The organism is Streptomyces sp. NPDC096079, from assembly GCF_040303145.1.
Taxonomy (GTDB): Bacteria; Actinomycetota; Actinomycetes; order Streptomycetales; family Streptomycetaceae; genus Streptomyces.
In genome coordinates, this window is the sequence record NZ_JBEOST010000018.1 from 52,806 (window position 1) to 64,872 (window position 12,067).

Genomic DNA, 12,067 nt, shown 5'->3' on the forward strand with positions numbered 1-12,067 from the left:
GCGGCAGGTGACCGATCACAGCGAAGCGCTCTTCGACGCCGGGCCGATCGGCAGGGTGCTCGACCTGGCGATCCGGGCGCAGGCACCCGACGGCCCCCGCCTCGAAGACCAGTTGGACCGCTTCTGCCGGGTCGTCCGCGACTCCTCCGTGGCGTCCTGGGTCATGCCGCTGGCCGCCGTGTCCGCGCTGCTCGACCAGCTCGCCGACCTGGTGGCCGAGAGGGGGACGGCCTCCCTCCCGGCCTTCGCGCGCGAGAGGCTGACCCGCGCCGCGGGCGACGACTGGCCGGTGGTGGACCTGCTGCGCTTCCTGGCCGACTACACCCGGGACGAGGACGCCGAGCCGTCGCCGGATCCGTCCCGCCTGCCCGAGTCCTCCTGGGAGATCTGGGTCCGCTACGCGACGATCAACATGTTCTCGTCCCGGTTCATGTCGGGCGAGCACACGGTGGCCGAGGCCGCGCGGATCTCGGTCGCGGGCCGCCACCCCGACGAGTGCCACACCCTGACGGCCGCCCTGGCCGGTGAGATCCAGCGGGCCCTGCTCGCCTACCGCACCCCGGCGGAGCTCGACGCCAACCTGGGGTTCTCCATCCCCTGGGCGACCCACGACACCCTCACGGTGCTGCTGCGGGCGGTCCTCGACCACTTCGCCGAAGCGCACGGGGACGGAACGGAGGCAACGACATGGTGACCGGCGCCGACCTCGACGTGTCCGGCGAGGACCTCGACCGGCTCGCGGGCGAACTGGACGCGATGCAGCAGCACCTGGACGGTCAGGTCCGGCGGATGGACGCGCTCGTCGACCGGGCCGAGGCCCGGTGGAGGAGCGAGGCCGCCACCGCGTACCGCGCGGTGCACCGCAGGGTCGCCGAGGACGCCGTGCGCGTCCGGGAGATCCTCGCCGTCCTCGAACAGGCCGTCCGGTTCAGCCGCGACGGGTTCACGGCGCAGGAGCTGGACACGCTCCAGCGCCTGCGCAAGGCCCAGCAGTCGGTGGACGTCGCCGCCGAGGCACGGGAGCTGTCGGGCGAGGGCCCGCCGGACGCCGGCCCGAGCAGCAGGATCCTCGGCATCTAGCGCCGTGGCCGGGAAGACCGGCCGGCCCGCCAGCCACGTCAGGACAGGAGGACCGCACCATGCAGGACGGCTCCATATCCGTCGACCTCGGGGCACTGCGCGAGATCGCGCAGGAGCTGGAGGACATCCTCGCCAAGCTGAACGGACGCCTGGAGGACCTCTACGCCCGCACCGAGCCGGTCGTCCTCGCCTGGAAGGGAGAGGCACGCAGCGCCTTCGTCGACGAACTCGACGCGTGGGACCGCCAGATGCAGGACCTCCAGGCCGCCCAGGCATGGCTGCACTCCCTCGTCAGCACCGGACACGCGAACTACTCCGCCGCGCAGCAGGCCTCGGTGCGCGGCTGGACGGGAGGCTGAGATGACCACCGAGAGCACCCTCGCCGACGCGGCCGCCCGGGCGAACAGGGCCGCGAGCTACCCGGACCGGGAGACCGCGCAGTGGGCCACCCAGCAGGTGGTCACCCGCAACGAGCAGGAGATCCACCGATGGCTCGCCCAGGACACCCGCCGGCGCCTCACCATCGAGGCCGCCTGGCCCTCCCGGCCCGAGCCCGTGGGCCGCGTCCTGCTCCAGGCGATGATGCTCGCGGGGCAGGAGCCCCTGGACGTGCGGGCCGCGCGCGTCGTGCTGAAGCGGGACCCGGAGGCCCGGAACGGCTTCACCGTCCACGCCACCTTCCCGATCTACCTCTAGAGGCTCCCCCATGTCCCTGAAGCCCGCCGAGCACGACCGGAAGTACGGCGAACTCGACCAGGTCCTCCGCGCCCACCTCGGGTGCGGCGCCCGCGATCCGCACGCCCTGACCGGGTACCTCCGCCACACCTGGCGCACCCGCCCCTGGGCGATCGCCGTCGCCGAGCAGCAGCTGCGCGACTTCGCCGCGAACCCGCCCGGCCGGCTGCGCGTCCGGCTCGGCGAGTTCTACGCGCCCCCGGACCTCGGGCTGCCCGACGAGGAGCTGCACGACTGGCTGGTGGGGCTCGCCGACCGCCTCGCGGAGAACCTGGAGAGCGGCCAGGCGCCGCCCCCCTCACCGCCCGTCACCCGCTGGGAGTGGCAGGCCCGCTTCCCCGAACTCGCCCAGCTCCTCGGCGGCTGGTTCTCGCAGGACATGCCGGACGAGTTCACCGACCACGCCTCGGCGCTCGCCGACTACCTGGACGGTACGGATCCGGGTCTGGTCGCCCGGCTGTCGGGGGAACTGCACGATCTGCTCGCGCTCGCCCTGGAGGAGCACCGGCTCGTCCTCGGCCTCGCCGAGCTCGGCCTCGAGGTCGATCCGCCGGCCCCGCACACCCACGGATCCTGGCTGAACGCACTGGCCGGCCGGCTGCGCGGCGACGGCTGAGGGCCGTCGGGGGGGGAGCGCCGTCCGGGGGAGCGCCGTCGGGGGGAGCGCCGGAAGCGCTTCGGCGCCCGGCGGTCCGGAAACGCGGAGGCGTTCCCGGGGCGTCCGGGCCAGAATGCCGCATGCCGATACGTGAAGCGCTCCCCGACGACGCGGCGGACCTCGCCGCCGTGCACGTCCTGTCCTGGCGGGCCGCCTACCGCGGCCTGGTCCCCGGCCCGTACCTCGCCGCCCTGGACGTCGAGGAGCGCGCCGCCGTCTGGCGCTCCCGTCTCACCGCCCCCGACCCGGCCTCCGTGCTCGTGGCGACGGGGGACGACGGGCGTCCGGTGGCGTTCTCCTGCTTCCGGGCCCGGCCGGACGAGGAGCACGCGGCCGAGCTCGCCGCGCTGTACGCCCTGCCGGAGGTCTGGGGTACGGGTGTCGGGCGGGCGCTCCTCGCCGCGTCCGCCGAGGCGCTCGTCGCGGCCGGGTTCCGTACGGCGACGCTGTGGGTGTTCGCGGGCAACACGCGCGGGCGGAGGTTCTACGAGGCTGCGGGCTGGCGGCCCGACGGGGCGGCGGTGCGGGAGGAGACGGGCGGCAGGGTGCTGGAGGAACTCCGCTATCGCCGGGACCTGTTGAGCCGACCGGGTGTCCACATGACAAGACGCGGGTCTCATCATTCGGCCATGCCGCTTACGGTGGAGGCACGCACCCACACCGAGGGAGTCGCTTCGATGACGCACGCCTCCGCGCAGCCCGCGGCCCACGAGACCGCCGTCTACACCCACGGCCACCACGAGTCCGTCCTGCGCTCGCACACCTGGCGGACCGCTGCCAACTCCGCCGCCTACCTGCTGCCCGCGCTGCGCGCCGGCCTGGACGTCCTGGACGTGGGCTGCGGGCCCGGCACCATCACCGCCGACCTGGCGGACCTGGTCGCGCCCGGCCGGGTGACCGCCGTCGACGCGGCCGAGGACGTACTGGTGAAGGCGCGCGCGGTGGCCGCCGAACGCGGTCTGGAGAACGTCGAGTTCGCGGTCGCCGACGTCCACGCCCTGGACTTCCCCGACGACTCCTTCGACGTCGTCCACGCCCATCAGGTGCTGCAGCACGTCGGCGACCCGGTCCAGGCGCTGCGGGAGATGCGGCGGGTGTGCAGGCCCGGCGGGGTCGTCGCGGCCCGCGACAGCGACTACGGGGCCTTCACCTGGTTCCCCGAGCGGCCCGCCCTGGACGGCTGGCTGGACCTGTACCACCGGGTCGCCCGCGCCAACGGCGGTGAACCGGACGCGGGACGGCGGCTGTTCTCCTGGGCCCGGCAGGCCGGCTTCACCGAGATCACCACGACGGCCGGCACCTGGTGCTTCGCCACTCCCGACGAGCGGGACTGGTGGAGCGGCCTGTGGGCCGACCGTACGACCTCGTCCGGCTACGCCGACCTGGCCGTCGACGGCGGCCACGCGACCACCGCGGAACTGGAGTCGATCGCGAAGGCCTGGCGGGAGTGGGGCGAGCAGGACGACGCCTGGTTCATGGTCCCGCACGGCGAGATCCTGTGCCGGGTGCCCTGAGCGGTACGGCGAGGTCCTGCGCGTGTCCTGAGCCCGTGCGCCGTGTGCCCGCGAGGAGGAGGCGGGCGGGCACACGGCCGTGCCCTCAGCTCGGGCGCATCCGGAACTCGTACGCGTCCGGCAGGGGTTCGTCGGTGACTTCCGCCCAGGCCTCGCCGAGGATCTCCGCGCCCTCGCGCAGGTCCGCGACCTCGAAGCCCTCGTAGAAGACGGCGCGCGCCTCGCCCGGCCGGCCCTCGGCGAGCAGGATCCGCACCTCCAGGAAGCGGAAGGCGCCCCGCGCCCTCACCTCGTCCGGCAGCCGCGCCCACAGCTCCCGCGCCCGTCCGGCGCGGCCCGTGGCGAGCAGCGCCGCCACGCCCTCGCGCCCGAGGGCGGCGGCCACGACGGCGCCCCCGTCCCGCTCCTCGTGGTCGTCGAGGGCCTCCGCGAACCGCTCGGCGGCCCGCTCCGGGTGACCGTCCTCCCGGTCGGCGACGGCCAGGCAGTACAGCAGGGGCCAGCGCACCTCTGCCCCGCGCAGTCCGCGCTCCCAGCTCCGTACCGCCTGGGCGCGGTCTCCGGCGTGCCACTGGGCGATGCCGAGGTGGTACTCGGTGGACGGGCAGGCCGGGGCGGTCTCCAGCATGTCCCGCCAAGGGGCGGCGACGAGCGGCGCGCCCGGACCCGCGCCCTTCGCCGGGGGCGGCAGGACGCCGGTGCGCAGGAGTTCCCGCCAGGGTTCCTGGTCGGGGCCGATCGTCGACTCGGGGAACGGCGTGCCCGGCAACGCGTGTCCCCCGCGCAGGACTTCGAGGGCTCCCCAGCCGGAGCCGGCCGCGAGGACGGTCTCCGGTTCGGCGTCGGCCGCTCCGGCCCGCCACGCGGTGTACGCCGCGTCGACCGCGGCGCGCGGCAGTGCCGCCTCCAGGCGGTGCTCGACGTCCGCGCGGGCCGCCGCCCAGTCCTCGCCGAGCGCCGCGCCCGGGTCGGCGGCGAGCGGCCCGTACGCCTCCAGCCAGCTGAACTCCGCGCCGCCCGGGAGCTCCAGGTGCTCCAGCTGGGTGCGGGCGAGTCCCGCCTGTATCTCGGCGTAGCCGGGGGTGCCGGGTTCGGTGAGCCACTCCTGCCAGCGCCGGCCGCCGCGCTCGGTGCCCCACAGGAAGAGCTTGCGTCCGCGCAGCGCGTCGGTGGAGGTCTGGACGAGGCCCGTGCCGTCCGCGTCGAGCGCCGCGATCCAGCGGCGCCGCTCCTCGGGCAGGTCGTAGAAGAAGTCGGCGGCATGGGTGCCGTTCAGCGGGTACGAACGGTCGGTGCCGTCCTCCGTGACGGGCACGGGCAGGCGGTTCAGGCCGCGTTCGTAGCCGTGGTGCCAGGCCGCGTCGGCGGGCGCGAGGACCCGGCGTTCCTCGGGCACGGCGGTGTTCGACCACCAGTAGACGGGGGCGGTCCGCTCGTGGGGGTTGCGGACGCGGACACCGGCGTACAGGAAGTCGGAGCCCTCCGGGAGCCACAGGTCGACCTGGAACGGCAGGTCGCGCAGGCGCTCCCACTCCCACAGACGGAGCATCGGGCCCCCGTCGGGGGCGCGGACCGTCGCCGCGTGCAGGGGCGAGCAGGAGAGGGCGGTGTGGCCGGTGGCCCCGATGTTCCACTCGATGCCGCCGGAGAACCAGGCCCCGTTGAGGGCGAAGGCGGCGGGCTGCAGGACGGGGTTGCGGTAGAGGAGCTCGCGTCCGGTGGGCTTGTGGTGCAGGGAGTGGACGCGGCCGCCGAGACCGGGCAGGACCGTCACCCGGAGCCGGTCGTTCTCGATCACGATCGTGTCGAGGTTCGCGGGGGTGCGCTCGCGGCCGTAGCCGTCGCGCACGGGGGCCGGGAGCAGGCTGCGCAGGGGCTCCCGCCCGATGCCCCGGGCCATGTCGCGCGGAAGCTCCGCGAGGGTCCGCGCGTCGACCGCGTGGGCCCCGGCACCGGCGGGGGCCCGCAGTGCGGGAAGAGGGTTGTCCGGGCCCAACGGGGCCGCGGGCAGCGTCAGTACGGCACGTCGTACGGTCGTCATTGATCCATGGAACACGCCGCAGCCCGTCCTGACCAGGGGTTCTCCACGTCAGGCTTCGGCAAAGGAGCCGGGGGCCGCGGGCCCGGATAATCCCGGCGGCACGGGCGCCCTCCGCCGTAGTGTGGCGGGTCGGCCGTCGTCCTGGCGGCCGGGAACCATGGCACAGGGGCACAGGGAGTACGAGGAATGGGCACGCAGCACACCTACCGGGTCATCGTGCGCGGGACGTTCGACGGTCTGTCGGAGGAGAGCCGGTCCCGGCTGCTCGCCGAGGTGGACGCGCACGGGCTGACGGCGATGCAGTTCACGGAGGAGGGCTCGCTGGCCTACGACCGGACGCTGAAGCACTTCTCGTACCGCCTGGTCGTCGTCTCGGACGCCGAGGACGGCGACGAGATGGCGGGCGCGATCGCCGAGGACCGGGTGGAGACGGCGCTGCGGGGGCTGGGCCACGGGTACAAGGCGCTGCGGTCGACGGTGACGGACCTCGACACGATGAAGATCAACCGCAAGCGCTAGCCGGATGCGGCGTCGTCGGTGACGGCCCAGCGCTCGTGGTCCCGCCAGGCCCCGTCGATGTGCAGCATCGCGGGCGAGAAGCCCTCCAGGCGGAAGCCCGCGCGGCGGACGAGGGCACGGGAGGCGGTGTTTCCCGGTTGGATGTTCGCCTCCAGACGGTGCAGCTCCAGGGGGCCGAAGGCGTGCGCCACGACCAGGCCGAGGGCCTCGCCGAGGAGTCCGCGTCCGGCCGCGTGCGCGAAGGCGCCGTAGCCGAGGGCGCCACTGCGGAACGCCCCGCGGACGATGTTGTTGATGTTGACGAAGCCGGCGATCGCGCCGTCCGCGCGCTCGCACACCAGGAAGCCCGCGCGGGCCGGGTCGTCGATCAGCGCGCCCGCGTAGACGGCGTAGGCGTCGTGCGTGCACGGCGGGAAGAGCCAGGGGCGGTGCAGCTCCCGGCTCTCACGGGCCCGGGCGGTGAACTCCTCGGCATCGTCCACGGAGAACCCCCGCAGCCCGACCCGGGGGCCGAGGGCGAGATAGGAAGGGGAGTCGTCGCGCATGGGCCTCAGGGTATGCGTCGGTGGCAGGGTGCGCGCCGTAGGGGACGGGCGCCCCGCCCGGGGGCCGCACGGACCAGGGCGCGCTCATGGGCCGGGGCGCGCTCATGCGGCCCGGGCGGCGCCCATGCGGCTCGGGCACGGTCATGCAGCCCGGGGGCGCTCATGCGGCCCGGGGGCGCTCATGCGGCCCGGGGGGCGCCCATGCGGCCCGGGCACGCTCATGCAGCCCGGGCGCTCATGCGGCCCGGGCACGCTCATGCAGCCCGGGCGCTCATGCGGCCCGGGCGCTCATGCGGCCCGGGCGCGCCGCCTGCCAGGGCACGGCGCCCTCAGCGGCGGGCCTCGCGGACGCGCGCCGGGCAGGTCTCGCCCTTGCGGACGACTCCGATCATGACCGTCGTCCGCCGGTCGAGGTCCGTGTCCGCCGCCGGGTACTGGGTGCAGACCTGCCAGCGCGGCGGCCAGAGGACCCTCCGGTCGCGGCCGCTGACGTCGTGCACGTCGAGCCGGGTCCGGCGGGGCAGCCGGGTGAAGACCTGCCACAGGCTCTGGTCGAGGAAGTCCGGCATCGGCCCGCTCCCGGCCTCTCCGTCGGGCGCGGCGGCCTCCTCGGCCGAGGAGGCGGCGACGGCCGCGAGCGCGAGGATCGCCCCGCCGACGACGACCGCGGCCCGTCTCACTTCCGCCTCCGGGCGCAGAACGCCACCGCGATCGTCGCGATCCGGCCCGGGGTGAAGGCTCCGGCGAACCGGGACGTCGCGTCGCCGTCCGCTGTGGGTGTCCGATTCGGACTCATGCCCGGCCCCTCTCCTCCGTCGTGCCGTGGGACCAGAATGGGACGCGCGGCGCCTCGCCGTGACGGCGAGGAGAGCCGTACGGGTGACTTGTCAGACAACGTGAGCCGACTACCGTGGTGCGGAGACCGGCGCGGACCGGGCCGGGAACGAGACGAGGAGGGGCCGTGGCGGTCAGCGGACAGCGGCGGCGACCGGTCGTGGCGCTCTACGAGCGGATCGCGGACGCCGTCCATGACGGCACCTACCCGCCGGGCTCCACACTCCCCTCGGAACCGAAGCTCGCCGCCGAGCTGGGCGTCAGCCGGCCAGCCCTGCGCGAGGCGCTGCTGCTGCTCCAGGAGGACGGGGTCCTCACGGTGCGGCGCGGGGTGGGCCGCACCGTGAACGACCGTCCGCCCCGGCGCGGTTTCGAGCACGTCCAGCCGCTGGAGGAGCTGATCGGCGCGGGCTCCCCGCTGCGGGTGCGGGCGCTGCTGAGGACCGTCGAGGAGCCGACCGACTTCACCACCCAGCACCTGCTCGCGCCCGCCCGCGCCGAGCTGCGGTTCTGGGAGTCCGTCCTGACCGGGGAGGGAGCCACGGCGGCGCTGAGCCACGAGTGGGCGGCGCCCGACGAGCTGCTCGACCGGGTGCACCCGGAGTTCGCGCGGGCCCTGCGGGACGCGGAGGCGGCGGCGGAGGGCGCCGGAGCGGCGGTGTCGATGCTCGCGGTGCTGGTCGGGGCCTCGCGGGAGACGGCTCTGCACGCGCACAGCGGGATCACGGCGACGCTGCTCGGGCGGCGGCGCGGCGACCAGCTGGGCCGCCCGGCGGACACTCCGGCCGTCCTGGTCACCCAGGTGGTGCGGGTCGGCGAGACGCCCGTCCTGGCGGCCAAGCACATGCTCCCGACCGGCACGCCCGCGCTGCCGGTGCTGCAGTCGCACTGACCCGCCGCCCGGCGCGCGCCCGCATCCGCCCGGCGCACGCGGATGCCCCTGGCGCACCCCGTACACGTCCGGCGCATCCCCCGTATCGGTCCGGCGCGCCGCCCCGTATCCGTCCGGTCAGGGCCGTCACAGCGGCCCGCGTCGTCGTGGCGTACACTTCCCCGCCATGCACTTGTCTGACAACCCTGCCACGCCTGCCACCGCCACCGTCTCCGAGTGGATCCGCCGGGCTCCCAAGGCCGTCCTCCACGACCACCTCGACGGCGGGCTGCGTCCCGCGACCATCGTCGAGCTGGCGCGCGAGTGCGGCTACACCGCGCTGCCGACCGAGGACCCGGCCGAGCTCGCGGTCTGGTTCCGGGACGCCGCCGACTCCGGCTCGCTGGAGCGCTACCTGGAGACCTTCGCGCACACCTGCGCGGTCATGCAGACCCGTGCGGCACTCACGCGCATCGCGGCCGAGTGCGCCGAGGACCTGGCGGCGGACGGCGTCGTCTACGCCGAGATCCGCTACGCCCCCGAGCAGCACCTGGAGGGCGGCCTCACCCTCGACGAGGTCGTCGTGGCCGTCAACGACGGCTTCCGCGAGGGCGAGCGCCGCGCCGGTGGCCGGATCACCGTCCGGGCGCTGCTCACCGGCATGCGCCACACCGACCGCTCCCTGGAGATCGCGGAGCTCACGGTCGCGCACCGGGACAACGGCGTGGCGGGCTTCGACATAGCCGGCGGCGAGATCGGCAACCCGCCGGCCCGCCACCTCGCCGCCTTCCAGCACCTGAAGCGGGAGAACTGCCACTACACGATCCACGCCGGCGAGGCCGTCGGCGCGGAGTCGATCCACGAGGCCGTGCAGGTCTGCGGCACCGAGCGGATCGGCCACGGCGTGCGGATCACCGACGACATCGCCGAGGACGGCACGCTGGGCCGGCTCGCCTCGTACGTCCGGGACAACCGCATCGCCCTGGAGGTCTGCCCGACGTCCAACCTGCAGACGGGCGCCGCGAAGGACTACGCCTCGCACCCGATCGACGAGCTGCGCCGCCTGGGCTTCCGGATCACGCTGAACACGGACAACCGGCTGGTCTCCGGCACCACCATGAGCGAGGAGTTCCAGCACATGGTGGACGCCTTCGGGTACGGCCCCGAGGTCTTCGAGGAGTTCACGGTCGCCGCCCTGGAGGCCGCGTTCCTGCCGCTGCCGGAGCGGCGCCGGCTCGTCGACGAGGTCGTCCGCCCGGGGTACGCGGCGCTCTAGGTCAGCACTAGGGGGTGTTTCGAAAGTCCTGTGCGGTGCCCGCGGTGTCCGGTGCGTGCTCGGCGTGCCGGACGAAGGCCCTCGTAGCGGAGCTACTTGGGTCTTTGGCCGGTGCGCCGAGGGGGCGTGCCGGGCGCCGCGGGTGCTGTGCGGGACTTTCGAAACACCCCCTAGCCGACCCTGCCCTCCACCAGGGGCAGGGACAGCGTCCCCGTGGACTCGGGGGCGCTGACGACGGTCACCGGCTTGACGCCCCGGTTGCCGGAGTACGCGGTGTCGCTCGCCGCGACGACGAACTCCAGCCGGTGACCCGTCTCGTACCGGTGGACGATGCCCGGCAGCTCGACGGTGAAGGGGCGGGTGACGTCCGGGACGCGCACCGGCGCGACCAGCCGGTTGACCAGGGTCTTCGTCCCGTCGGGCGCGACGTCGTACAGCTTCGCGAAGAGGACGAGCTTGTCGGCGGCGTCACCGGAGTCCTGGACGCGCTCGGTCGCCGGGGACACGACCCGCAGGGTCGCCCTGGGCGCGCCGACGAGGTCGACGGGCGCGGCGAGCGGGGCGCTGGTCCAGCCGAGGTAGGTGCCGGGGGTGTCGTACGGCCGGGGGTCGGGAAGGCCGATCATCCCGGCGAGCGAGGACTCCGAATGACTGGTCGGGACCAGCCAGTTGGCGTACTGCCGGGAGCCGCGGGCGACCTTCGCGCGGTCGTCGACGAGCTTTCCGTCGCCGGAGAGGTACAGCCGCTGGCTGAGTGCCGGGACCCGGTCGGCGGTGCCGTACTCGCTCCGCCCCTCGCGGTACCAGGCGAAGGCGGGGCCGGTGTCCGCGGCGGGGTTCTCGCGGAGGTACCGGTCGAACCAGGCGAGGATCCGCTGTCCGACGTAACTCGCCCCGGGATCCCCGAGGTCGAGTTCCCCGGCCTTCTGCCCTCCGCTGTGACCCCAGGACTGCCAGATCATCCGGGTGTCGACGCCGCGCTCGCGGAGGCGGTCGTAGGTGGCGCGCGCCTCGTTGAGGTTGAACAGGCTGTCGGACTGGCCCTGCACGATGAGGGTGGGGGCGGTGATCCGGTCCAGGTAGGAGACCGGGGAGACGCTGCGGGCGTAGGCGAGCATCTTCTCCGCGTCGGCGGCCGGATAGCGCCCGGAGTTGAGGAGCCTGATCGTGTCGCAGGCGTCGGTGACGAAGTGCAGACAGCCGAGGGAGTTGATCCGGCTGGGGTCGAGCGAGGGGGAGAGCAGCGGCTGGCCCTCGCCGATGAGGTAGAAGCCGTTGGCCCACTGCCCTTTGAAGACGCCGGGGGTGGCCCGGTCGGCGGCGTTGGGGGCGAGCGCGTACGCCAGGTCGTTCCAGGTGATGAGGGGGACGAGGGCGTCGACGCGGGGGTCGACGGAGGCGGTCGCGAGCTGGACGGCGCCGCCGTAGGACCCGCCGATCATGCCGACGCGCGGGTCTCCCGCTCCGTCCCGGGTGACGAAGTCGGCGCGGGTGCCGTCGTCGGCGGCGCGGGTGCCGGCGAGGAAGTCGACGAGCCGGGCGGCGGCCCGGCCGTCGCTCTCCGCGGCGTCGAGGGAGATGAGGCAGCCGGACTTCCCGAAGCCGAGGCCGGAGTAGACGAGGCCGACGTAGCCGCGTGCGGCGAAGGCCCGGCCGATGGCGGCGGTGGAGCCGTCGCTCTTGCTGCCGCCGAAGCCGTTGGTGGCGAGGACGGCGGGCGCGGGGTGGTCGGCGTCGACCCCGGCGGGCCGGTAGAGGTCGGCGTCGACCGCGCAACTCCGGCCGTTCGCCTCGACGGTGAACCGGAGCGGGGTGACGGTGTACGAGGCGGGGGCCACCTCCGCCCCGGTGGCGGGCGCGGCGAGGGCGAGGGGCGCGGCGAGCGCGGCCGCACCGGCCGCGAGCGCGAGGACCTTGCGGGATCGGGGCACGGCACGGGACACAGAGACCTCCACGCTGAGGGCGACGCCGAGAGAGAGCCACCGCACCTACCG

General features: G+C 74.6%; 13 protein-coding genes and 1 pseudogene. 10 read left to right on the forward strand and 4 right to left on the reverse strand.

All coding sequences use genetic code 11. The features are described from left to right. Positions 1 to 7: 7 nt before the first annotated feature. The 7 genes and pseudogenes from ABTY59_RS28840 (at position 8) to ABTY59_RS28870 (ending at position 3,987) form a co-directional block, all read left to right on the forward strand. Positions 8 to 694 (forward strand): hypothetical protein, encoded by a 687-nt coding sequence (locus tag ABTY59_RS28840; protein WP_352021973.1) that lies wholly within the window; start codon positions 8 to 10, stop codon positions 692 to 694. After that, complete coding sequence (locus ABTY59_RS28845; RefSeq protein WP_352021974.1) at positions 688 to 1,080, forward strand: WXG100 family type VII secretion target; 393 nt, start codon at positions 688 to 690, stop codon at positions 1,078 to 1,080. Before ABTY59_RS28840 ends, ABTY59_RS28845 begins: the two co-directional genes overlap by 7 nt. Positions 1,081 to 1,139: 59 nt before the next feature. Next, positions 1,140 to 1,439: a WXG100 family type VII secretion target gene (locus ABTY59_RS28850; RefSeq protein ID WP_352021975.1), complete on the forward strand. Its 300-nt coding sequence runs from the start codon at positions 1,140 to 1,142 to the stop codon at positions 1,437 to 1,439. A gap of 1 nt (position 1,440) precedes the next feature. Continuing rightward, complete coding sequence (locus ABTY59_RS28855) at positions 1,441 to 1,776, forward strand: RNase A-like domain-containing protein (protein ID WP_352021976.1); 336 nt, start codon at positions 1,441 to 1,443, stop codon at positions 1,774 to 1,776. Positions 1,777 to 1,786: 10 nt separating this feature from the next. Continuing rightward, positions 1,787 to 2,431: a contact-dependent growth inhibition system immunity protein gene (locus ABTY59_RS28860; protein ID WP_352021977.1), complete on the forward strand. Its 645-nt coding sequence runs from the start codon at positions 1,787 to 1,789 to the stop codon at positions 2,429 to 2,431. A gap of 122 nt (positions 2,432 to 2,553) precedes the next feature. Next, positions 2,554 to 2,970, forward strand: a pseudogene (locus ABTY59_RS28865) (GNAT family N-acetyltransferase); the annotation flags it as partial. 180 nt (positions 2,971 to 3,150) lie between these two features. After that, positions 3,151 to 3,987, forward strand: coding sequence for a methyltransferase domain-containing protein (locus ABTY59_RS28870; RefSeq protein ID WP_352022064.1), 837 nt, complete (start codon positions 3,151 to 3,153; stop codon positions 3,985 to 3,987). Positions 3,988 to 4,072: 85 nt separating this feature from the next. Here the strand turns inward: ABTY59_RS28870 and ABTY59_RS28875 are convergent, their stop codons facing one another. After that, positions 4,073 to 6,028: a DUF5107 domain-containing protein gene (locus tag ABTY59_RS28875; protein WP_352021978.1), complete on the reverse strand. Its 1,956-nt coding sequence runs from the start codon at positions 6,026 to 6,028 to the stop codon at positions 4,073 to 4,075. Between the two features lie 186 nt (positions 6,029 to 6,214). On the opposite strand from ABTY59_RS28875, the gene ABTY59_RS28880 reads away from it, so the two are divergent. Beyond that, on the forward strand, positions 6,215 to 6,547 hold the full coding sequence (locus ABTY59_RS28880; RefSeq protein ID WP_352021979.1) for a DUF6204 family protein: 333 nt from the start codon (positions 6,215 to 6,217) through the stop codon (positions 6,545 to 6,547). Here the strand turns inward: ABTY59_RS28880 and ABTY59_RS28885 are convergent. Together ABTY59_RS28885 and ABTY59_RS28890 are read right to left on the reverse strand one after the other, a co-directional pair. Then, complete coding sequence (locus ABTY59_RS28885) at positions 6,544 to 7,092, reverse strand: GNAT family N-acetyltransferase (protein ID WP_352021980.1); 549 nt, start codon at positions 7,090 to 7,092, stop codon at positions 6,544 to 6,546. The genes ABTY59_RS28880 and ABTY59_RS28885 overlap by 4 nt on opposite strands. Positions 7,093 to 7,421: 329 nt before the next feature. Beyond that, complete coding sequence (locus ABTY59_RS28890; RefSeq protein WP_352021981.1) at positions 7,422 to 7,772, reverse strand: hypothetical protein; 351 nt, start codon at positions 7,770 to 7,772, stop codon at positions 7,422 to 7,424. A 281-nt stretch (positions 7,773 to 8,053) separates the two neighbouring features. Here ABTY59_RS28890 and ABTY59_RS28895 point away from each other — a divergent pair, with 281 nt between their 5' ends. Further along, positions 8,054 to 8,818, forward strand: a complete 765-nt coding sequence (locus tag ABTY59_RS28895) for a GntR family transcriptional regulator (protein ID WP_352021982.1) — start codon at positions 8,054 to 8,056, stop codon at positions 8,816 to 8,818. A 166-nt stretch (positions 8,819 to 8,984) separates the two neighbouring features. Continuing rightward, positions 8,985 to 10,073: an adenosine deaminase gene (locus ABTY59_RS28900; protein WP_352021983.1), complete on the forward strand. Its 1,089-nt coding sequence runs from the start codon at positions 8,985 to 8,987 to the stop codon at positions 10,071 to 10,073. A 170-nt stretch (positions 10,074 to 10,243) separates the two neighbouring features. On the opposite strand, the gene ABTY59_RS28905 is transcribed toward ABTY59_RS28900, so the two are convergent. Continuing rightward, positions 10,244 to 12,028: a CocE/NonD family hydrolase gene (locus ABTY59_RS28905; RefSeq protein WP_352022065.1), complete on the reverse strand. Its 1,785-nt coding sequence runs from the start codon at positions 12,026 to 12,028 to the stop codon at positions 10,244 to 10,246. Positions 12,029 to 12,067 lie beyond the last annotated feature (39 nt).